Annotated in this window: 21 protein-coding genes; 7 read left to right on the plus strand and 14 right to left on the minus strand. The window is 65.4% G+C overall.

Features of this window, described 5'->3' with window-relative positions; all coding sequences use genetic code 11:
- Both ureG and OXF11_08890 read left to right on the plus strand, forming a co-directional pair.
- A partial coding sequence (ureG, locus tag OXF11_08885) for an urease accessory protein UreG (GenBank protein ID MCY4487214.1) occupies positions 1-415 on the plus strand: 415 nt, incomplete at its 5' end.
- A gap of 235 nt (positions 416-650) precedes the next feature.
- Positions 651-1,718 (plus strand): AI-2E family transporter, encoded by a 1,068-nt coding sequence (locus tag OXF11_08890; GenBank protein ID MCY4487215.1) that lies wholly within the window; start codon positions 651-653, stop codon positions 1,716-1,718.
- Positions 1,719-2,005: 287 nt separating this feature from the next.
- Here the strand turns inward: OXF11_08890 and OXF11_08895 are convergent, their stop codons facing one another.
- The 5 genes from OXF11_08895 to OXF11_08915 form a co-directional block, all read right to left on the minus strand.
- Positions 2,006-2,773, minus strand: coding sequence for an ABC transporter permease (locus tag OXF11_08895; GenBank protein ID MCY4487216.1), 768 nt, complete (start codon positions 2,771-2,773; stop codon positions 2,006-2,008).
- Positions 2,770-3,693 (minus strand): ABC transporter ATP-binding protein, encoded by a 924-nt coding sequence (locus tag OXF11_08900; protein MCY4487217.1) that lies wholly within the window; start codon positions 3,691-3,693, stop codon positions 2,770-2,772. The genes OXF11_08895 and OXF11_08900 overlap by 4 nt, the downstream gene beginning before the upstream one ends.
- Before the next feature lie 28 nt (positions 3,694-3,721).
- Positions 3,722-4,786: an amidohydrolase family protein gene (locus OXF11_08905; protein ID MCY4487218.1), complete on the minus strand. Its 1,065-nt coding sequence runs from the start codon at positions 4,784-4,786 to the stop codon at positions 3,722-3,724.
- Between the two features lie 315 nt (positions 4,787-5,101).
- Positions 5,102-6,313 (minus strand): MFS transporter, encoded by a 1,212-nt coding sequence (locus tag OXF11_08910; GenBank protein MCY4487219.1) that lies wholly within the window; start codon positions 6,311-6,313, stop codon positions 5,102-5,104.
- 31 nt (positions 6,314-6,344) lie between these two features.
- Positions 6,345-7,835 (minus strand): nicotinate phosphoribosyltransferase, encoded by a 1,491-nt coding sequence (locus OXF11_08915; GenBank protein ID MCY4487220.1) that lies wholly within the window; start codon positions 7,833-7,835, stop codon positions 6,345-6,347.
- Positions 7,836-7,936: 101 nt separating this feature from the next.
- Between OXF11_08915 and OXF11_08920 the strand changes: the two genes are divergently transcribed.
- Entirely contained in the window at positions 7,937-8,701 is a 765-nt protein-coding gene (locus OXF11_08920) for an aldolase (protein ID MCY4487221.1), read from the plus strand.
- A gap of 33 nt (positions 8,702-8,734) precedes the next feature.
- Here OXF11_08920 and tatC read toward each other — a convergent pair whose 3' ends face one another.
- A complete protein-coding gene (gene tatC / locus OXF11_08925; GenBank protein MCY4487222.1) occupies positions 8,735-9,466 on the minus strand; it encodes a twin-arginine translocase subunit TatC in 732 nt (243 codons plus the stop codon).
- A gap of 251 nt (positions 9,467-9,717) precedes the next feature.
- Between tatC and OXF11_08930 the strand changes: the two genes are divergently transcribed.
- Positions 9,718-10,050, plus strand: a complete 333-nt coding sequence (locus tag OXF11_08930; protein MCY4487223.1) for a hypothetical protein — start codon at positions 9,718-9,720, stop codon at positions 10,048-10,050.
- A gap of 28 nt (positions 10,051-10,078) precedes the next feature.
- Here OXF11_08930 and murJ read toward each other — a convergent pair whose 3' ends face one another.
- The gene (gene murJ / locus OXF11_08935; protein ID MCY4487224.1) at positions 10,079-11,758 is read right to left on the minus strand and encodes a murein biosynthesis integral membrane protein MurJ; all 1,680 of its coding nucleotides are present in this window, start codon (positions 11,756-11,758) and stop codon (positions 10,079-10,081) included.
- Positions 11,759-11,793: 35 nt separating this feature from the next.
- On the opposite strand from murJ, the gene rpsT reads away from it, so the two are divergent.
- The gene (rpsT, locus tag OXF11_08940; GenBank protein ID MCY4487225.1) at positions 11,794-12,063 is read left to right on the plus strand and encodes a 30S ribosomal protein S20; all 270 of its coding nucleotides are present in this window, start codon (positions 11,794-11,796) and stop codon (positions 12,061-12,063) included.
- A gap of 19 nt (positions 12,064-12,082) precedes the next feature.
- Here the strand turns inward: rpsT and OXF11_08945 are convergent, their stop codons facing one another.
- Genes OXF11_08945 through OXF11_08970 form a run of 6 tightly spaced genes read right to left on the minus strand, consistent with a single transcriptional unit; the run spans position 12,083 to position 18,000 of the window.
- Positions 12,083-12,682, minus strand: a complete 600-nt coding sequence (locus OXF11_08945) for an LptE family protein (GenBank protein MCY4487226.1) — start codon at positions 12,680-12,682, stop codon at positions 12,083-12,085.
- Between the two features lie 4 nt (positions 12,683-12,686).
- A complete protein-coding gene (leuS, locus tag OXF11_08950; GenBank protein MCY4487227.1) occupies positions 12,687-15,176 on the minus strand; it encodes a leucine--tRNA ligase in 2,490 nt (829 codons plus the stop codon).
- A complete protein-coding gene (gene nusB, locus OXF11_08955) occupies positions 15,173-15,622 on the minus strand; it encodes a transcription antitermination factor NusB (protein MCY4487228.1) in 450 nt (149 codons plus the stop codon). The genes leuS and nusB overlap by 4 nt, the downstream gene beginning before the upstream one ends.
- Before the next feature lie 24 nt (positions 15,623-15,646).
- Complete coding sequence (gene ribE / locus OXF11_08960) at positions 15,647-16,114, minus strand: 6,7-dimethyl-8-ribityllumazine synthase (protein MCY4487229.1); 468 nt, start codon at positions 16,112-16,114, stop codon at positions 15,647-15,649.
- A gap of 25 nt (positions 16,115-16,139) precedes the next feature.
- Positions 16,140-17,354 (minus strand): GTP cyclohydrolase II, encoded by a 1,215-nt coding sequence (gene ribA / locus OXF11_08965; protein ID MCY4487230.1) that lies wholly within the window; start codon positions 17,352-17,354, stop codon positions 16,140-16,142.
- Between the two features lie 25 nt (positions 17,355-17,379).
- Positions 17,380-18,000: a riboflavin synthase gene (locus OXF11_08970; GenBank protein ID MCY4487231.1), complete on the minus strand. Its 621-nt coding sequence runs from the start codon at positions 17,998-18,000 to the stop codon at positions 17,380-17,382.
- A 226-nt stretch (positions 18,001-18,226) separates the two neighbouring features.
- On the opposite strand from OXF11_08970, the gene OXF11_08975 reads away from it, so the two are divergent.
- Together OXF11_08975 and OXF11_08980 are read left to right on the plus strand one after the other, a co-directional pair.
- Positions 18,227-18,877 carry a hypothetical protein gene (locus tag OXF11_08975; protein MCY4487232.1) on the plus strand — a complete coding sequence of 217 codons (651 nt, stop codon included), beginning with the start codon at positions 18,227-18,229 and terminating at the stop codon, positions 18,875-18,877.
- Between the two features lie 9 nt (positions 18,878-18,886).
- The gene (locus OXF11_08980) at positions 18,887-19,336 is read left to right on the plus strand and encodes a type II toxin-antitoxin system VapC family toxin (GenBank protein MCY4487233.1); all 450 of its coding nucleotides are present in this window, start codon (positions 18,887-18,889) and stop codon (positions 19,334-19,336) included.
- Between the two features lie 45 nt (positions 19,337-19,381).
- Here the strand turns inward: OXF11_08980 and OXF11_08985 are convergent, their stop codons facing one another.
- Positions 19,382-21,511 (minus strand): DEAD/DEAH box helicase, encoded by a 2,130-nt coding sequence (locus OXF11_08985; protein MCY4487234.1) that lies wholly within the window; start codon positions 21,509-21,511, stop codon positions 19,382-19,384.
- Positions 21,512-21,528 lie beyond the last annotated feature (17 nt).

A 21,528-nucleotide genomic window follows, 5' to 3' on the forward strand; every position in this document is an offset into this window, starting at 1 on the left:
CGTGGAGACCGGCGGCTGTCCGCACACGGCCATCCGCGAAGATGCCTCCATCAACCTGGGCGCGGTCCGGGAGCTGAACGAAAGGTTCGAGGGCCTCGACCTCATCCTGATCGAATCCGGAGGCGACAACCTCGCCGCCACCTTCAGCCCGGAACTGGCGGATCTGACGCTGTACGTCATCGACGTTTCCGCCGGCGACAAGATCCCGCGCAAGGGCGGCCCCGGCATCACCCGCTCGGACCTGCTCATCATCAACAAGATCGACTTGGCCCCACTGGTGGGCGCGAGCCTGGACATCATGGACCGCGACGCCCGCAAGATGCGTGGCGACCGCCCCTTCGTGTTCTCGAACCTGCGCAAGCAAACCGGGCTGGCGGAGATCGTCGATTTCATCGTGCAAACGGGCGGGCTCTAGTGTTGCGTTTGGGAAATCCGTTGACGAATATGCGCAGGAATTTTTGTCGTCGGCAAGGCGCGCTGACGAGCGGTGGCGGGCACGACGCGAGGAAGAGTACCGCAGCCGAGGACAAAAATGACAAGCAGATCCGTCAACGTATTTCCCAAACGCAACACTAGTGTGGTGTCCGGTAGTGCGTCGACATGGACAGCCGCCGATGGCGACGGTAACATACGGGACGCGGGGTTAGTTCATGAACGCTCGCTCACAAGGCCTGTTCTGGCTCCTGGTGCTGGCCATCACGCTGCTGCTGGTCTGGCTCCTGAGTGCCATCCTGTTCCCCTTCGTTCTGGGCATCGCCCTGGCCTACGCCCTGGACCCGGCCGCCACCGCGCTGGAACGGCGGGGGTGCTCCCGCACGGCGGCCACCGTGCTCATCGGCGCCGGCTTTTTCGGCGCCGGCCTGGTGCTGTTGCTGCTGCTGATCCCGCCGGTGGCCGGGCAGGCCGCGGACCTGCTCCAGCGGCTTCCGGGCCTCGTCGCGCGCCTCGTCGACGCCGTCGGCCCGCTCCTTTCCCGGGCGCTCAACGCCATCGGCGCCGACCAGCCCGAGGGCCTGCACCAGACCATGGCCGGGAACCTGCAGCGCATGGCCGCCCTGGGGCTCGCCCTGCTCAAGGGCGTTCTCGGGGGCGGCGCCGCGGTCGTCAACGTCGCTACCCTCCTGACCATCACCCCCCTCACCACCTTCTACGTGCTGCGGCAATGGCCCGGCATCGTGCAAACCGTGGACGACTGGCTGCCCCGGGACCATGCCGACCCGGTGCGCGGCATCATGCGCGACATCGACGTGGTGCTCAAAGGGTTCGTCCACGGGTCGGTCATCGTCTGCGCCGCGCTCGCCGCCTTCTACGGCGTCGCACTCTCGCTCGCGGGCCTCGACTACGGACTCACCATCGGACTGGCCACGGGCGCCCTCTCCTTCATCCCCTACGTGGGAACGCTCTTCGGACTGGTATCATCGATGGGGGTCGCCCTGCTGCAGTTCTGGCCGGAATGGATCCGCATCGCCGTGGTCCTGGGCATCTTTCTCGCGGGTCAGGTCCTGGCCGACTACGTGCTGACCCCACGAGTCATGGGCAGCCGCATCGCCGTCCATCCCCTGTGGCTGATCTTCGGCCTGCTCGCCGGCGGCGCCCTCTTCGGTTTCGTCGGCATGCTGCTCTCGATACCCGCCACCGCCGCCGTCGGCGTCCTCGCCCGCTTCTTCATCGGACGCTACAAACAGTCATCGCTGTACCGCGGCGCCGGCGACGCATGAGCCGGCCGCGCCGCCGGGAACCTCCATCATTTCGAATACGTCATTCCCGCGGAACAGACTGTGTCAAAACTCACGAGACAGAGCCACCTCGCGTCGTCAACCCCGCGAAACAGGCTGTGTCAAAACGTCGACCGGGCAAGAATTGGCACCAAACCCCCGAATCGTCATTCCCGCGGAAGCGGGAATCCAGGGGCGGTGGTGGGCACTACATCTGCGTTTCCCCGCCTCGCCACCCCTGGATTCCCGCTTCCGCGGGAATGACGATTCGGGGGGGCGCGGCTACATCGTCACTGGGTCAGCTTGCGCTGCATCAGACGCGTGGCGTACGCCACCAGCGCGGTGGACAGGCCCAGGATGTAGACCACGTCCCAGATGAGCGTGGCGGACGGCTGGCCGTGGAAGGCGGCGCGGGCGAGCCGTACCGGGTGGAGCAGCGGCAGGCACTCGGCGACCCAGAGCCAGGACGCCGACAGGCGTTCTTCCAGGGGGAAGAAGACCGACGAGAAGAGGAACAGCGGCGTCAGGAACAGGGTGAAGTAGAAGCTGTAGAGCTCGATGGTGGCGATGCGCAGGGTGAAGGCCAGCCCGATGGCCGAGAAGAGGAAGCCCGTGAGCGGGATCACCGCCAGCACCCAGAGAGCCTGGGGCAGCGGCGCGAGGCCGGCCACGGTCACCACGATGACGAAGCACAGGCCGTACACGCACGAACGGGTCATGGCCCAGAGCAGCTCGCCGGCCACCACGTCCACGGGCTGGATCGGGGGGGTGAGCATGGCGTCGTAGGCCTTCTCGATGTTCATGCGCACGAAGATGTTGTAGGTGACCTCGAAGCTCGCGCCGTTCATGGCGGCCACGCACACGAGCCCCGGAGCGAGGAACTGGATGTAGGAAGTGCCGCCCATGGTGGTGATGTAGGCGCCCAGGCCCACCCCGAGGGAGACGAGGTAGAGCACCGGCTCGAAGAAGTTCGGCAGGATGTTCCATCTCCAGGTCCGGCGGTACATGGTGGCGTTGCGCCGCCACACCGACAGGGCGTGCCGCCAGGAGAGGTTCACCCGTCGTCCTCGAGGCGCGTGCCGGTGAGGGAGAGGAAGACGTCCTCCAGGTTCGTGGGCCGCGCCACCATCGCCCGGTCCTCGAACCCCGCGCGCCGGCGGATCCGCTCCAGCAACGGGCCGGCGGCCTCCGTGTAGAGCATGGTGCGGTTGCCCGCGCGGTAGCGCGGCGGGCTCTCATCGAGGCCGCGCAGGAGAGTGTGCTCCTCCTCGGGGGTGGCGTCGAGCTCCACGGTCTCGCGCGCCAGGTAGCGCTCGATGAGCGCTTCCGGGGCCCCTTGGGCGATGACGTCGCCGGCGGACATGATGGCAACGACGTCGCACAGCCGCTGGGCCTCGTCCATGTAATGGGTGGTCAGGAGCACGGTGGTGCCGCGCTGGCGCAGCTCGCGCACCCGCGTCCACAGGGCCAGCCGCACCGCCGGGTCGAGGCCGGTGGTGGGCTCGTCGAGGATCAGCAGCTCCGGGCGGTTCATCAGCGACAGGGCCACGGCCAGCCGGCGCTGATAGCCGCCGGACAGCTTGTCCACCGGCACGTCCGCGTGGGAGCGCAACTCCAGGAAGTCGAGAAGCTCTTCCACCCGCCGCTCCAGGTCCGCCCCGTCCATGAGGTGGTAGCGGCCGAACACGGTGAGGTTGGCGCGCGGCGAGATGGTCTCGATGAGGACGTTCTGCTGGAGCGTCACGCCCAGCCGCCGCCGCACCGCGCGCACGTACCGCGCCACGTCCATGCCGAAGACGCGCACCTCCCCGCTTGTGGGCCGGGTGACGCCGTAGATCATCCGGAGCGTCGTGGTCTTGCCCGCCCCGTTGGGGCCCAGCAGGCCGAAGCAGACCCCCCGGGGCACGTTCAGGGTCAGCTCGTCCACCGCCACCCGCTCGCCGAAGCGCTTGGTGACGCGGGCAAGATGAACGATCACGCCCCGGCCGCGGGCGAAGGGCGGAGCCTCAGTGGAGGCCGTAGAAGCGGCGCGCGTTGTCCCCAAGGACGGCGACCTTGTCCCCTTCCGACAGCGCCGCGTGGCCGCGCGTCTCCTCGATCATCTTCCGGGCCGCGGGCAGGTCCACCTCGTGGGGATAGTCCGAGGAGTAGGCGAAAGGCTCGATGCCCACGCGCCGAGCCAAGTACGGCAGGCTCGCGTCGTTGCCCTCGCAGCCGATGAGGATCTGCCCGCTGGCGACATACTCGGGCAGCGGCTTGCACGACAGTCCTTCCAGCTCCGCGTCCCGCTCCATGCGGTCGGCGATGCAGGTGAGCCAAGCGCACCCGCCCTCCAGGAACGCCACCTTGAGGGTCGGGTAGCGGTCGAACCAGCCATGGTAGATGAACGACACCAGCGCGATCATCAGCGGCACCGGGTGATGCAACAGCCGGGAGCCCAGCCGGCTGCTGAACGAATCCAGGCCCACGCCGCGGTTGGAGCCGCCGTGAATTCCCAGCGCGCAGCCCAGCTCCGCCGCCTCTTCGTAGACGGGCGCGTAGAACTCGTGGCCGAGATGCAGCCCCAGGCCGGTGGAGGGAAGCATGCCGCCCAGCAGCCCCAGCTCCTTCACGCACCGGCGCAGTTCCGCGGCCGCGGCCTTGGGATCCTGCATGGGCAGCAGCGCGATGGGATGGAGTCGCTTGCTGATGCCGCGGTAGCGTTCCGTCACATAGTCGTTGTAACCGCGGCACACCTTGACCGCGTAGCTGGGCTGCTGGATGAAACCCAGGGACAGCCCCTCGGTAGCGTAGAGAACCGAGTCGGTGATCTCCGCCTTCTTGACGAACTCGAAGATGTCCTCGCCCGAGCCCGCGCGCTCGTCGCTGGCCCGCACCGGGTGGACGCGGCTCTCCGCGGTCATCTCCTCGGTCTCGGGGTAGTGCATCCCGTCGATGGACGGAAACACGCCCGCTCGGTTCCGCGGCGGATGCAGCGCGTACTCCTTGGCATCCGCCACCATGTACTCTGCCATCTCCGGTATGGACTCGATCAGGTGGCCGTCGGCATCGACAACGGTAATCTCGCTCATGGCAAACCTCCAGTAGGATCTGGGCTACCCGTCACTGACGTGAGAAACTTAGTCACATGAACCAGCAGGTTACAAGTCCGGTGTCGCGTAAGCGGTCGTTGCCGGCCCCCGGTTCGTCATTCCCGACCCCTGGTTCGTCATTCCCGCGAAAGCGGGAATCCAGGCGGGGTGGGGCCGGGCAAAGGGGGCGCCATGCCCCCACCCATGGATTCCCGCTTTCGCGGGAATGACGAACCAGGGGGCGGGAATGACGAACCAGGGGGGGGAATGACGAACCGGGGGGGCGGGAGTGACGTCGCGCAGGACACTGTCGTTTCAGTCCCTGCGCAGCCTCAAGGGAATGACCAGGCACGCGCCCACCAACAGGCACACGCCGGGAAAGAAGAACGCTGCCATGATGCCGAAACGCTCGCTGAGATATCCCGCCAGCGTGGGCGCCGGAACCACCAGGATGTGCGTGCCCAGGGACACCAAGCCGAAGGAAGATGCCTGACTCTCCTTGTCCGCCACGTCGAGCGCGACCGTCGTGGTCACGTTGGCCACCGTGTAGAAGAGAAACCCCATGGCGAAGACGACGGCCCCAAGCGCCAGGCCCGGGGGCGCCCATCGCAGCAGGAAGTAAGTGAAGGCAAGCGCCACCAACGAAGGTGCCAGAACCACCTTGCGGCCCAGCCGGTCCGACAGAACTCCCATGATGGGCTGGGCGATCAGGCCCGACACGGCCATGGGCGTCATATAGATTCCCAGTTCGGGGTTGGACAGGCCCAAGTGCTCGACGATGTAGATGGGCAGGAAGGTGATGGTCACCTGCCGCGCCATCTGATTGAAGCTTCGTACCAGCGTCACCACCAGGATCGCCCGGTTCCGCGCCAGCGCCTTGAGCTCCTGAAACGGCTTGGGTTTCTTGGTCGGAACCTCGTCGCCCTCGAACATGCGCGCGGCGTACAGCCACACCAGGCCGGCGCACGCCAGCGCCACCAGGAGTTGGCTCTCCGCCAGGGCCTGCCATGAGAAGCTGGCCAGCAGGAAGCCCACGGTCACGTAGGTGACGGTGTTGCCCAGCGTGGCGCCCATGCCGTAGAGCGCCACGGCCGTGCCCCGGCTCTCCGGGAACCGGTTCGACAGCGAGGCCACCGACGCGGGATGGAACAGGGTGGTCCCGGTGGCGAGGAGCGCCACGGCGAACAGCGCCCAGCCATACCCGGGCAACGCCCCCAACACCCAGTAACAGAGTCCCATGCACACCAGCGAGGAGGTCACGATGAGCCCGCGCCGGCGCACCCATGTGTCGGCCATGATTCCGGACGGAACGTCCAGGGCGGCCTGGCCGAACATGCGCATGGAGGACAGGCCGCCCACCTGAACGTCGTTGAGCCCCATGCCCGCCTTGAGGGTGGGAAGGAGCATGGTGATGAGCTGCATGAACCAGTGGATGGCGAGGTGCGCCAGGGTGATGAAACCCAGGAACCGGAGGCGTTCCCGGCCGACTTGCGCGGGCAGGCCGCGAAGCTGTTGCAGCGTCTTCATGAGAATCCCTGGAACGGCGTCGCGCCTGCCGTCACCGGCCCGTCACTCCGTTGTCGCCGCGGGCCTGGAGCACGAGCCGCGTCTTCATCTCGTGGAGGTGCGCCTCCAGCCCGACGGGATATTCGTGCGGATTGACCCGGCGCTTGATGCTGTTGTGGAACGCCGAGAGCTCGGCCTGCGTGCGCTCCCTGGCCGCGTGCACCGAGGGGACCTCGTACAACAGCTCGCCGCCACGGAACACCGGCACCAGCAGGTCGTGGTGCTCGGTGCCGGAAGCGATGTGTTTCCGGCGGGTCATGTTCATGGGATCGACGATGGTGCAGCCGTCGGCGATACTCAGGTTCTCGTCGTAGATGACATCCGCCAGGTACCGGTCGCCCTGGCGAAAACGCCGTGTCTGGAGGATGCCGGGCGTCGACACCTTGACGGCCTGTTCCGAGAGCTTCACCTTGTTGACCCACTCGTTGCCGTTGCCCGCGGAACGGACGCAGGACAGCTTGTAGACGCCGCCCAGAGCGGGTTGGTCGAAGGCGGTGGCGAGCCGTGTGCCGACGCCCCACACGTTGATGCGCGCGCCCTCCTCCTTGAGAGATGCGATCAGGTGCTCGTCCAGGTCGTTGCTGCCGACGATGACGGCTTCGGGGAAGCCGGCCTCGTCCAGAATACGGCGCGCCTCGATGCTCAGAAACGCCAGATCGCCCGAGTCCAGCCGGATGCCGACCATCTTGTGGCCGCGCTCCCGCAGCCTGCGCCCCACCTCCACCGCCTTGCGCACCCCGTTCAGACTGTCGAACGTGTCCACCAGCAGAAGGCAGTTGTTGGGCATGGCGTCGGCGTACGTGTCGAAGGCCTCCATCTCGTCGTTGAAGGACAGCACCCAACTGTGCGCGTGGGTGCCCTTGACGGGAATGTCGAAGAGCTTGCCGGCCAGGGCGTTGGAGGTCCCGGCACAACCGCCCACGTACGCCGCCCGGCTCGCCGCCAGGGCGCCGTCGAAACCCTGGGCGCGCCTGAGCCCGAACTCCAGCACGGGCTCCCCCCGGGCCGACTGGCACACCCGCGCCGCCTTGGTGGCGATGAGGGTCTGGAAGCAGATGATGTTGAGCAGCACCGTCTCCAGGATCTGGCATTGAAGGATGGGGCCGCGCACCCGCACCAGCGGCTCGTGCGGGAACACCACCGTTCCCTCCGGCACCGCGTCCACGTCGCAGGCGAAGCGCGCATCCCGCAGATAGTCGAGGAAGGCGTCCTCGAACATGCGCTCGCCGTCGTTGCCGCGCAACCCCGACAGATATTCGAGATCGCTGGCATCGAAGCCGAAACGGCTGAGCACCCCGACCACGTGCCCAAGTCCGCAACCCACGGCAAACCCTCCCTGGTAGGGGTTCTCGCGGAACGAAAGATGGAACACCGCTTCTTTCGTATCGGTCCCGGACTTCCAGTAGGCGTACGCCATGGTGAGCTGGTAGAGGTCCGTGAGGAGCGCGAGCGAGTTGCTGTAGAGTTGTTCGAGTGTGTGCATTGGACTCGGATGCCTTTGCGCCGTGCGGCCGATTTGTTACAAATCACCTCCACGGCCCTGCGTCAACACATGGATCAAGGGCCGGCGGCAAGGAGGCACACATGGCGAAGCCCGAAGAAACACGGTGGTACGACCGGGAGGCGGCGCGTCAGGCGCGGGTGGATCTCGCGGCCGCCTACCGGCTGGCGGTGCGGTACGGCTTTCACGAGGCCATCGACAACCACTTCAGCCTGCTCCTGCCCGGCCAGGACGCGCTGATGCTGCTGAACCCCTATCCGCTGCACTGGACGGAAGTGACGGCCGGCAACCTCCTGCTGGTGGATTTCGAGGGCAACCGCCTCGAAGGCGAACACGAGGTGGAGCCCACCGCGTTGCACATCCACGCGCCACTGCACCAGGCCAACCCGCGGGGGTTCCGTTGCCTGCTGCACACCCACATGCCCTATGCCAGCGCCATCGCCTGCCGCCAAGGCGGACGCCTGGAGATGGTGCACCAGGTGAGCAGCCGGTTCGACGACGACGTCGCTTACCTCGAAGACTACAACGCTCTGGTGCTCGACCGCACGGAAGGGAACCGCATCGCGCGGGTGATGGGCGACAAGAACGTGCTCTTCATGGCCAATCACGGCGTGATCACCGCCGGCAGGACCGTCGCGGAGGCTTTCGACCGGCTCTACTTCCTGGAACGCGCCTGCAAGGTGCAGGTGCTGGCGGAAACGGGAGGACACCCGCTCCAACGCATCACGGGCGAGGCCATGGACCTGCTGCGACGCCAACGAGGGGAAGGCGAGAATGTGGCGGCCGTGCACCACTTCGCCGCCCTGAAACGCATTCTCGACCGGGAAGAACCGGACTACGCGAACTGACGTGATCCCGGTGCGGCCGCCGCCTTGCGGTCGTTACAACTTGCGCCCGAATAGATACGCCACGCCGATGCTCAGGAGGTAGAGGCCGATGAGCGGCCCCGCCAGGAGCACCTGCGAAACCACGTCCGGCGGCGTCAACACCGCCGCGAGGACGAACATCACCAAGACGGCGTAGCGGAAATGGTGCCACAGGAAGCGGTGGTTCCAGATCCCGGCGCGCGCCATGAAGAACGAGAACACCGGCAGTTGGAAGGTCACGCCGAAGGCCACGACGATGCGGAAGAAGAAGGAGAAATACTCGGAGACGCGGATCTCCGGGTTCACCTGCAGCGACCCGTATTGGTCGAGAAAATACAGAAACGCCACCGGCAGGACGGTCTCGTAGCAAAAAAGCGCGCCGGAAAGAAAAAAAACGGTGGTCGCGCCGACGAAGCCCGCCATGTAGCCGTTCTTGCCTTCGGCACCGAACACCGGCGCCAGCAGGCGCCACGACTGGAGGAAGATGATCGGGCTTCCGGCAAGCACGCCGGCCAGGAACGCCACCTTGATCTCGACGAAGAAGACCTCCGCCACGCCGGTACCGATGAGGCTCTGCCCTGGTTCAAGCCGGCTCTTGAGGGGCTCCACCAGGATCTCGAAGAGTTGCGGCGCGAGCAGGAAGCCCACAACGAACGGAACGAACACCGCGGCCAGCGACCATGCCAGACACGAGCGTGTCCGCTCCAACTGGTGGACGAACGTGGGTAGGATCGGATCGTCGGTCATGTGCGGGGCGTTCCAACGGCCGGCGCGCCGGACTCCCTCCGTGCGCGGGACTTCGAGTCCGGGCCTCCTTTCTGTTATCAGATCCCCGGACGCCACGCGACGAAAAAGGCAATATCGGTCTTTGTTGAGGCATACGCGCCATTATTGAGAACAAACTGTTGAGTTTTCCGAGGATACAAGCTAAGATTGCGCGCAATCGACGTCACCCTTAACGCGACGCCATATAATTGACGTTCCAGAAGGAGGCACCTGTGAAGGTTTCAACGAAATTCGCCAGTTTGGTCGGAAAATCCGCCGTCGCATTGGCCGCTGTCGCACTGCTCGGCACCGGTTGTATTCCCGAACACGAGCATCCGGATTACAAGGTAAACGTCCAGGCGGTGGAGAACGCCACCAAGGCGGCGGAGACCGCGGGCTCGGGCGCGAATGCCGCCGCCGACAAGGCCTCGGCCGCTGCCAAGCAGGCTGAAGCCGCCGCGGCGAAGGCCGGCGAGGCCGCCGCTCGGGCCGAAGCCGCCGCGGAACGCGCCGAGCGCGCCGCCGCCAAGGCAGAGGCCGCGTTCGAAAAGTCCATGACGAAGTAAGCGGACACGCTTACAACCCCACGTCACCTCACTTCCTCGCGTGGAGGATCGGGAGTCTCTCGAGCAAGGAGATTCCCATCTTCCGAGCGAGCGGCCAGTCCGGACTGCGCAAGAGATTGGCGGCCGCAGCGTAAAGCACGACTCCACCCGCAAGCAGCCCCACGAAGATGGGAATCTGCGCGAACAACGTCGCCGATCCCCACGGAACCCGTCCCGCCACCAGAGCCAGGGAGCCCGCCATAACGGTGGCGGCGGCGAAATTGCGCCAAAGGGACGACCCGTAGTCTCTCCAGGCGAAGCTCCCGAGGCGCCGCGTCATGAGCCACAAGAGCACCGCGAACTGGAACGTCGCCGACAGCGAGTTGGCCAACGCGAGCCCGGCGTAGGACAGACTCAGCACCCCGATACTCCCGCCGAGGCCCGCCACCGCCCCGGCGAACGCGTTGCCTGCCCCGGCCGTTCCCACCGGTCCCATCAAGGCCAGACTCAGAAGGAAGTTCAACACGAAGGTGCAGAGCGCCACCCGCATCGGCGTTCTCGTATCCTGCATGGCGTGGAAGATCGGCACGAGAACGCGCGTGGCGGAGATGGCCCACAGGCCCAGTGCCAGGAAAATCAGCGCGCGAGCGCTGGCGGCGACGTCGGCGGGGCCGAACGCGCCCCGTTGGAACAGGAGGGAGAACGCGGGCACCGCGACGACCATCAACCCCAGGGCGGACGGCAGCGAGATGAAGTTCACCATCCGTAGCGAGTAGCCCAGGGTCGTGCGCAGCCCATCCACGTCCTGACGCGCCGCCAGCGAGGAGAAGCTCGGCAGCGCGGCCGTGCCGAGGGCCACGGCGAACACCCCCAGCGGGAACTGCAGCAAACGGTCAGCATAGTAGAGATAGGAAACGCTTCCAGGCTCCAGCAACGAGGCCAGGATGGTGCTGACCAGCACGTTCAACTGATAGACGGCGGCGCCGATGACGGCCGGACCCATGAGCCACAGAAACCTGGAGAGCGCGGGGCTGCGGAAGTTCGTGCTGGGCATCCAGGAGAAGCCGTGCCGTCGCAGGAAAGGAAGCTGCAACGCGAGTTGCGCGGCCCCGCCCAGCAGGACTCCGTAGGCCAGGCTCATGACCGGCTGCGACAGCAGCGGGATCAGCAGAAAGGCCGCGGCGATGATGGACAGGTTCTGCAGCACCGGCGCCAGCGCCGGCGCCATGAAGTGGCGGAACGTGTTCAGGTACCCCATGCACAGCGCCACGAGGCTCAGGAAGAAGATGCTGGGGAACATGATGCGGACCAGCCGGACCGTGAGGGAGAACTTCTCGGGCGCGGCGGAGAAACCCGGTGCGAACAGCCAGGTCAACGGCCCCGGCAAGAGCACGCCGGCGGCGGTCACCACCAGGAGGACGAGCACGGCGAAGGTCATGAGCACGCGGCTCGCCTCGATCGCTTCCCGGCGCCCCTGGTTGGCGAGGATCTGGGACAGGACCGGCACGAAGCCGGCGGACAAGGCGCCCTCGGCGGTCAACCGCCGCAACAGGTTGGGAATCCGGAAGGCGACGAAGAATGCGTCGGCGGAACTCCGCGCCCCCAGCAGGTAGCCGATGACGATATCCCTGGCAAGGCCGGAGAAACGGCTCAACAGGGTCATCGAGCCCACGATCCCCGTGGCTTTCGCGACCCGGCCCAGCTCTCTCGCCGTTGACTCCTCACTCATGCGGTGCTACACAGACAAACTCTAGGAGGTACATCTTGGCGAACCACAAGTCGGCCATCAAACGGCACAAGCAAAGCGTGCAACGCCATATGCGCAACCAGGCGTTTCGCTCCCGGGTCCGCACCTTGGTCAAGAAGACCCGGGTGGCGATCGGGAGCAAGGACCCCGCTGCCATCGCGGAGAAGATCAAGGAAGTGAACGGGCTGCTCGACAAGGCCGTGCTCAAGGGCGTGCTCAAGCGCAACACGGCCTCGCGCACGATGGCGCGGCTGGCGCGGGCGGCGCATCAGGCCGCTTCCTCGTAGACCGCCGTCAAGGCACCCGTCAGAACCCCTCCGCCATCCGCTGCCGGATGACACGAGCCAGCCGCAGCAGCAACCGTTCCCTCGCAGCCATTCGAGAACTCTCCGCGATCACGGCGTCGCTCATACGGCCGACGTCGGCGGCATCCAGTGCGTCGCGCAGAAATTCGCCGGAACCGGGGACCACCGCCCCGCGGGCGCCCGCGTAGACTTCCCGCAACCGCACCACCTGCCGCGGCCACAAGACTTCCCGCGACGCCCGCCGCCGCAGGGTGACCTCGGCGTCGAGTCGAGCTTCCGACTGCAGCACCCGGTCCGCTCCGTCCACCGACAGGTTCCGGGTACCGTAGTGCCGGATCACTCCCGAAAGGACCGCATCCGCATCCTCGAATCGGTCCACCACCCGCGGCCGCTCCGCGCCGGCGAGCTCCCGCCGCAACGCCAGCCCCACCCCGTGCTCCAGCCCGGTGACGCGGGTCTTGTTGAGGAAACGATCGAGGTATACGGTTCGGACACCCTCCGGCAATCCCGAGCCGGAACCCACGAAACTGTAGCCGCAGGCGCTCGCCAGGAGCGCCGCCGCCAGCGCCAACGCCAACCGCAAGGCGCGCCGGCCGGGCAAGCTCTCAGCCCCCGATCACGATGTTGACCAGGCGCCCGGGCACCTGGATGACCCGCTTGATGGGGCGGCCGTCCAGGAAGCCCGCCACCTTCGGGTCCGCCAGCGCGGCCGACTCGACGTCCTCCCCGGCGGCGTCGGCCGGCACGGAGATCTTGCCGCGCAGCTTGCCGTTCACCTGGACGACGATGAGCCGGGTCTCCTGCACGAGGGCGGCCTCGGAGTGTTCGGGCCAAGCCACGTCCGCCAGGGACTCGCGGTGTCCCAGGCGCTGCCACAACTCGCTTGCCACGTGCGGCACGAACGGCGCCATGAGCACGACCTCGGTCTCCAGCGCGGCCTTCGCCAGCGCGGCATTGCCGTCCGATCGAAGCTCTTCCTCGCTCAACGCGTTTACGGCGTTGTGAAGCTCCATCACGGCCGCGATGGCCGTGTTGAAGTGGAATCGCTCGACGTCGTCGGTGACCTTCTTGATGGTCCAGTGGATGCGCCGGCGCAGTTCCTTGAGCCCTTCGGCCGCCGGCTCGGCGCCGGCATCGGCCGCGACGTCCGCCAGGCGCTCGCCGTGGCGCATGGCGAAGCGCCACACCCGGTTCAGGAAGCGGTGCGCTCCCTCGACGCCCTGGTCGCTCCAGTCCAGGTCCTTCTCGGGCGGGGCCGCGAACAGCGTGAACAGACGCGCGGTATCCGCGCCGTAGCGCTGGATCAGCTCGTCCGGGTCCACCACGTTGTTCTTGGACTTGGACATCTTGGCGCCGTCCTTGATGACCATGCCCTGGGTCAACAGGTTGCTGAAGGGCTCGTCCACGGCGAGCCAGCCCATGTCCCGCAGGACGCGGGTGAAAAAACGCGCGTACAGCAGATGCAGCACCGCGTGCTCGACGCCGCCGACGTACTGGTCCACGGCCATCCAGTAGTTGGCCCGCTCCCGGTCCAGCGGTTGCCGGTCCTCGTCGGGGCAGGCGTAGCGCGCGAAGTACCACGACGATTCCACGAACGTGTCCATGGTATCGGTCTCTCGGCGGGCCGTCCCCTTGCACGTGGGGCAGGCGGCCTCGTGGAACTCCGGGAGGTTCGCCAGCGGCGAGCCCCCGGCCCCCGTGAACTCCACGTTGGTGGGGAGCCGCACCGGCAACTCGTCCGCCGGTACCGGCACCATGCCGCAGCGGTCGCAATAGACCACCGGGATGGGCGCGCCCCAGTAACGCTGGCGGGAGATGCCCCAATCGCGCAGCCGATAGCGGACGGTGCCCTTGCCCCAGCCTTTCTCCTCAAGGTAGGCGGCGATGCGGGCGCGGCCCTCGGCGCTGCCCGAGCCGCTGAAGGGGCCGCTGTCGGCCATCACGCCGTCGGCCACGAAGGCCTCGGTCATGTCCTCGGCCGCCAGGGTGGCCCCGGCCGGATGGATGACCGGGCGCACCGGAAGGTCGTACTTCCGGGCGAACTCGAAGTCCCGCTGGTCGTGGGCCGGCACCGCCATGACCGCGCCCGTGCCGTACTCCATCAGCACGAAGTTGGCCACGTAGATGGGGATCTTTTCCTCGGTGAACGGGTTGACGCAGTACGAGCCGGTGAAAACGCCCTCCTTCTCCATTTCCGCGTCGTCGCGCCGGGAATGGCTCATGCGCTTCACGTGTCCGGCGAACTCCTGGACCGCCTGTTGCTGCGGCGTCCCCTCGGCGAGTTCCAGGGCCAGCGGATGCTCCGCCGCCAGTGAGACGAAGGTGGCGCCGTAGATGGTGTCCTGACGGGTGGTGAAGACGGTGAGGTCGCTCTCCCGGTCCACCAGCGGGAAGCGGATCTCGGCGCCGATGGACTTTCCGATCCAGTTGCGCTGCATGGTGAGGACCTTGTCGGGCCACCCGCCCGCGAGATCGTCGCACGCCGCCAGCAGTTCATCGGCGTAGTCGGTGATGCGGAAGAACCACTGCGGCAGCTCGCGCATGACCACTTCCTGCTCGCAGCGCCAGCAGACGCCGTCCACCACCTGCTCGTTGGCCAGAACCGTCTCGCAGCCGGTGCACCAGTTGACCGCCGAGCTGCGCTTGTAGGCGAGACCGCGCTTGAGCATCTCCAGAAAGAACAACTGCTCCCAACGGTAGTAGTCGGCGTCGCACGTGGCCAGCTCCCGGGTCCAGTCGTAGCTGAAGCCCATCTTCTTGAGCTGGGAGCGCATGTAGTCGATGTTGTCCACGGTCCAGCGGGCCGGATGCACCTTGTTGGCGATGGCCGCGTTCTCCGCGGGCAGGCCGAAGGCGTCCCATCCCATGGGATGGAGCACGTTGAAACCGCGCATGCGCTTGTAGCGCGCGATGACGTCGCCGATGGAGTAGTTGCGCACGTGTCCCATGTGGATGCGCCCCGACGGGTAGGGGAACATCTCCAGCAGGTAGTACTTGGGGAGGGGCGAGTCTTCGCCCACCCGGAAGCTGTCCTCGCGCTCCCACTCGCTCTGCCACTTCTCTTCGATCTTCCAGAAGTCGTACTTCTCGATCATGGTTCCGGCCGCTCGCTCTCCTTGGTCTCGATCTCCTTGAGCCCGTTGGCATGGGCTACCTGGTCGAGCACTCCGTTGATGAAGGCGGGGGAATCGTCCGACCCGTAGCGGTTGCCGATCTCGATGGCTTCGTCGATGCTCACGTTCAGCGGGATGTCCGGACAGAAGAGCAGCTCGTAGGTGGCGAGCCGCAGGATGATCAGATCCACCTTCGACATGCGCTCAAGCTTCCAGTGCTCGAGGGCGTTCCCGATGAGGACGTCGATCTCGTCGCGGCGCGCCGAGGTGCCGGCGATCAGGCGCTGCGCGAAATCCCGCGCCTCGGGGCGCGACGGGAAGTGGCCCCAGAAGCTTTCCGGACCGGTGGGGGCCGGTTCGCCGGTGATCTCCATCTGGTAGAGCACCTGCAACGCCAGCTCCCTAGCCTTGCGGCGAATGCCTGCCATCGACGGGGGAATCGTTGCGCGGGGTCAGGCGAGCTGCTTGCCCAGGCTCGCCATCTCGATGGCCGTCACCGCGGCCTCGAACCCCTTGTTGCCCATCTTCGCGCCGGCGCGGTCCACCGCCTGCTCCACCGTGTTGGTGGTGAGCAGGCCGAAGGCAATGGGAACGCCGTGCTGGTTCATGGCGTTGCCCACGCCGCGGGAGGCTTCCCCGCAGATGTAGTCGAAGTGGGGGGTGTCGCCGCGGATGACCGCGCCGACGCAGATCAGCGCGTCGTACCTGCCGCTGGCCGCCATCGTGTGAGCGCAGAACGAGATCTCGAAGGCACCCGGGACCCATGCGACATCGACGTTCCCGTCCACGTCGGCGCCGTGCCGCCTCAAGCCGTCCACGGCGCCCTGAAGAAGCCGCTCGGTAATGAAACTGTTGAAGCGGCTGGCGATGATGCCGAAGCGCATCCCCGTGGCGTCCAGTTTTCCTTCGATCACTCGCATGGCCGGCCCTCTCGGGACACTGTGTTCATTCCCCCTCGATGTGGGTGAGGAGGTGTCCGAGCTTGTCGCGCTTGGTCCGCAGATAGCGCGCGTTGCCGTCGTTGGGCTGGATTTCCAGGGGCACGCGTTCGCTCACCGACAAGCCATAACCCTCCAGGCTGACGATCTTGCGCGGGTTGTTGGTCAACAGGCGCATGCATTGGATGCCGAGATTGCGAAGGATCTCCGCCGCCACCCCGTAGTCCCGCAGGTCCACGTCGAAGCCCAGCTCCAGGTTCGCTTCGGCGGTGTCGCGCCCCTGGTCCTGCAGCGCGTACGCCTTGATCTTGTTGGTCAGGCCGATGCCGCGCCCTTCCTGGTGCATGTACACGATGGCACCGCTCTCCTCCTGGTCGATGAGGCGGAGGGCCGCGCGCAACTGGTCGCCGCAGTCGCAGCGCTCCGACGAGAACACGTCGCCGGTCAGGCACTCGGAATGCACCCGGACGAGGACGTTGTCGCACCCGCTGACGTCCCCCTTGACCAGGGCCATGTGCTCGAAGGGATCGAGGTTCGTGCGGTAGAGAATCGCCTTGAAGGACCTGCCGTGGATGCTCGGGAAGTCTTCTTCCCAGACCCTTCGTATGGTCGCTTCCCGGCGCAGGCGGTGCGCGATGAGATCCACGATGGAAACCATGCGCAGGTCATGCGCGTGCGCGAACTCACGGAGTCGAGGCCCGACGGCGACGGCCCCGTCCTCGCTCAGCACTTGGCAGAACGCCGCCGCCGGTTGCAGGCCGCACAGTGTTGCCAGGTCCACCGAGGCCTCGGCCGCGCCAGCACGCGCCAGCACGCCGCCTTCGCCGGCCTGCACCGGCAACACGTTGCCCGGCATCACGAAGTCGCGGGAGCCCGCGTCGGGGCGAACGCATGCGTGGATGGTATGGGCCCTGCCGGCGGCGGACACCTCGAGACCCAGAACGGAGTTGGCGCCCACCGGAGCGCCTACCGGGGCATGACCCGGCACCAGGTTGGCGGGCTCCTCGGCCCGGAAACCCAGCCGCACCATGTACGAGGGGTGCAGCGCCAGGTAGAGAACGCCCCGTGCATGGCGCAGCATGAAGTTGACGGACTCGGGGGTCACCTTTTCGGCGGGCATGCAAACGAAGCCCACGCCGTCGTCGCTCGGCTCGTCGACGAGCAGCACCGGACGACCCTGACGGAGTTCTTCCGAAATTTCTTCGATGGGAGTCAGAGACATGGGGGGTTTCACGCCGCCGTTCACGTCACCGGTTCTCCGGCGCGCGCGGCGGAGTGCGATAGGCCTTCACGAATTGTTGAACGTACTTGCCGATGATGTCGGCTTCGAGGTTGACTCTATCACCAACACCACGGTCCTGCAAATTCGTATGCGCCAGCGTGAAGGGTATGATCGCCACCGAGAAGGATCGCGACGTGCATTCGTTCACGGTCAGGCTGATGCCGTCCACGGCGATGGAGCCTTTGGGCACCAGCAGACGTCCGACCGCCGCGGGGACGCTGAAGCGGAAGGAGGTGAAGTCGCCACTCGGCTCCACGCGGGTGATCTGTCCCACGGCATCGACGTGTCCCGTGACCATGTGCCCGCCGAGCCGGTCGTTGAGCTGCAGCGGCCGTTCCAGGTTGACGCGGCCGCCCTCGGCGAGGTCCGACAGGTTCGTGCGCTTCAGCGTTTCGGGAGAAACGTCCACCGTAAGCCGCCGGGCCGCTTTCTTGACCACCGTCAGGCAGCAGCCGTTCACCGCGATGCTGTCCCCCAGCGCGATCTCCCGCCCCGGCAGCGCGCTCTCGAAGGTGAGTGCGCCGCCTTCGGGCTCGGCGCGCCAGCGAGAGATTTTCCCAACGTCTTCGATGAGTCCCGTAAACATGGTCGTTAGTGGGGTCCGGAGTCGTCGATTTGCTTCTCCGTCCCACACGCTTACCAGAATCCACGCCTGTGGTCGAGTTGAGGCGACTGATGTAGAGTCTGAGTCCAACCCAAGCCTTTCCGACAACCGGTTTCCTTCGTCGAGACCCGATCGGAGGGTGTTGACCCTACTTTAAAATCACGATATTTTAGAGATAATATCTAAATCATTATAAGGAGATTGCTAGATGAAGATCGCCCATATACAGCGAGAAATAGAGGAGGGTCTCGCAAACTTGACTACGGCAACACTGCCGCCGTCACTAGAAGGATTAAGACACCTCCCAGTCGGAGATCATGATCCGCAAGTCAGCATTCGCAACCTGAATGGCGGCAGAAAAGTCCGGGACGACGCAGCAGCCAGCTACTTTGACCCGGACCGTTGCGAGGTGGTGATCCGCTTCATTCCGGTCGGGAAGATCGAGCACGGCGACAGCCAAACCGCGGCTGGCATTCCAGACTTCGAGGAATTCTCCGGTCCTTCCGAACTAGGCGAGCCATTGAAACAATTTCTTGACGAACTCAGGAGAGTTGAAGGCACCCGCCCTTTCGTTGGTCTGAAGTGGTTTCGCGATCAAGTACTTCCCGCGAGCGGACACGAATGGACGCGTGATCCGGGCACGCTCCATTCCCTGCTGCGTTATGCGACGGACCAGCGCATGATCCTCACCAGCCAAGTCCCGAACCCCAATCAGCCGCACCATCCGGTGACTGCGATACGGACCAATCGAAGGCATCCCCTGTTTCAACCGGAAGCCCAAAGGCAGGCGAATAGATTCACGCCAATCCGAATCCGGGGCGGCTCGATTTCCGATACCGTGATTGAGGACAGACGCTGACCCGGTCTCATGGCAAGCGTCTATCTCGATACCAGCGCGCTGGTCAAACTCTACATCGAGGAGGAGGGAAGCGCCCGAGTCGTGGCCCTGACGGCGGATCGTGATGCCGTACAGGGGGTCATCCTGGACATCACCTTGATTGAGTCAAGGTCCGCAATCCGTCGCCGCCAACGTCAGGGCGACGTCCCGAGTGCGGACGCGGACCGCGTCCTCAAACAGATCGAGGAAGACGCGACGGGGACATTTCTCGTTCAACCCTGCACGTCGGCGGTGATGGAGGAGGCGGCGCGCTTGCTCGACCGTCATCCGCTCAGGGCCTACGACGCGCTTCAGCTCGCGGGATGTTTGGTGGTCCGGAACGATGTGCCTGGTCCGCTGACATTCGTCTGCGCGGATACTCGCCTATGCGAAGCCGCCAGCCTCGAAGGGGTGAACACACTGAACCCGCTGGAACCTTGAGGCCGTATGAGGGGGTACGGCACGACGCCTGGTGTGGCGCGATCTTCACCGGCGGCCGGGTGAAGCGACCGTCGCTTCCAACGCGAACAGGCCGAAGAGTTCTTCGCGCGTCATCTGGGCAGACAAATCCAACGACACATCATCCACCAGTTCATCGAACAGCTTTTGCTTTCTTTCCAGGATCTCGTCAATGCGTTGTTCGATGGTGCCGGTGCTGGAATATTTGATCACATTTACCTTGACAGGTTGGCCCATACGATGGCTGCGATCCTCTGCTTGGCGCTCCACTGCCGGGTTCCACCACCGATCGAGGTGAAATACATAGGACGCTTCTTGCAGATTGAGCCCCAGGCCGCCGGCTCGTAGGGACAGCACCAACGCCCGGTGCTCGCTGTTCGCCTTGAACCGCTGGACGACGGCCTCCCTTTCCTCTGCGTTCATGGCGCCAGTAAAGGACAGCGGCCCAAATTCGCTCAGGTATTGTGCGGCAGCCGTCACCCCAAACACTTCGCTGGTGTACTGGGAAAACACCAACGCCTTGTGCCCTTGTGCCGACAATTGTAGCAAGCGTTCTCGGATGTCGGCGAGCTTGCTGGACTCACCCGTCTTGGGATCTGCGTTGCAGATCTGCTTCAAACGCGTGATGAGCTGAAGGACGTGCTCGACGCCGACCTCGGTCCCCAGGGACTTGAGATACACGATTCCTTCCTTCTCCGCCTTGTCGTAGCTCTCACGCTGCCTCGGGTTCAAGTCAATTGTCACCTTGGTCGTCTGCTTTGGCGGGAGATCGGCCAGGACATCGGCCTTCTTCCGGCGAACCTGCAACTCCCTATGCCGCGCCTGCAATCTCACGCCCGGATAGTAGCTGCTCACCAAGCCGCCGTCATCATGGTCCACAAACTCCAGGATCGAGGCCAACTCCTCTTCATGATTTTCGATAGGCGTACCCGTTAGCGCCCACGAACGCCGCCGCCGCAAACCCTTGAGGGCACGACTGGTATCGTTCCGGTTCTTGATGCGCTGGGCCTCGTCGGCAACAACCAAATCCCAGGTTTGTCCGCGCAACGGCAACTCCGGTCCCCTGCTGAAGTCCGCCCGTAACGTGTCGTAGCTGATCAAAGTAACGTCCACGTCGGCGTTCCACTGCCAGTCGCGATCGTTGGGGACGCCACGGACAATGATGGCGGAGAGATCTGGAGCCCATTTCGCCAACTCGCGCCTCCACTGGTCCAGAAGACTGGCTGGTGCGGCCACGAGACACGTTTTGACCTCGCCCTGCATCTGAAGAATCCGTAAGGCGGCGATGGCCTGGACGGTCTTCCCCAAGCCCATGTCGTCAGCCAGAAGCAAACGCTCATTCTCCAACAACGCACGCACGCCGTCCTTCTGAAACGGCATCAACTCGCCGGGCCAACTCAATGAGTGGTCCTCAGATTCCCGAGGTACACTTGTGGGGGCTGCCAGTACCGCCCAGAGGCGTTCCGCCAGCGTCAAACCATCTCGTGGGATCGCGTTGCCCTCTTCGTCATTCTCCGCCGGAACCCGGTATCCCGGAGATCCGGGAGATTCGGAAGATTCGGCTGCGACCTGCAACGACGTCAGACTGACTACGACAACAAGGCCCGACGTTGCGGTCAGGGCCTGCACATGTGGATCCGCGAACGCTTCATCCAGGCCGCGGCGGGTGCGCTCGAACGGCTCGGTCGGATCGGCACCACATAGAACTTGGTTCAAGAGTTGATGTGAGACTGTCTCATCGTCGAGGTGCTCGGATTGCCCATCGACAGCTACCCTTGTGGTTCGCAGCACCTCGCCGGGGCGCCCCTCACGATTCTCTTTGAGGCCCGCCGTCGTCACGACGCGGTAGACTGAAGAGCCACTGGAAGGTTCATGGGGGATCACTCCGTCCCGTGGCGTCTCCGCCGCCAAGGTGAGCACCAGCACAGGGCAAGGCTCCATGCCACCGAACAAAGTGTCGCTCAGCCGTGACATCACCTCCGAGTTGACCGACTGCCGTCCCATCCTGGCCCGGGTAAAACGAAAACTGACAGGCGCGCCGTTGGGCGTCGTTTGGAACAGTCCGGCTCGGATACCGTTGCCGTCTTCGTCCTTGACGAACCGTAGCCACGCTACTACCCCCGATCCTAGGGTCTCGGTTACGTCGGCGATAGACACGGTTCAGTTCCAGGCGC

This window comes from Deltaproteobacteria bacterium (assembly GCA_026712905.1).
Lineage (GTDB): Bacteria > Desulfobacterota > Binatia > UBA9968 > JAJDTQ01 > JAJDTQ01.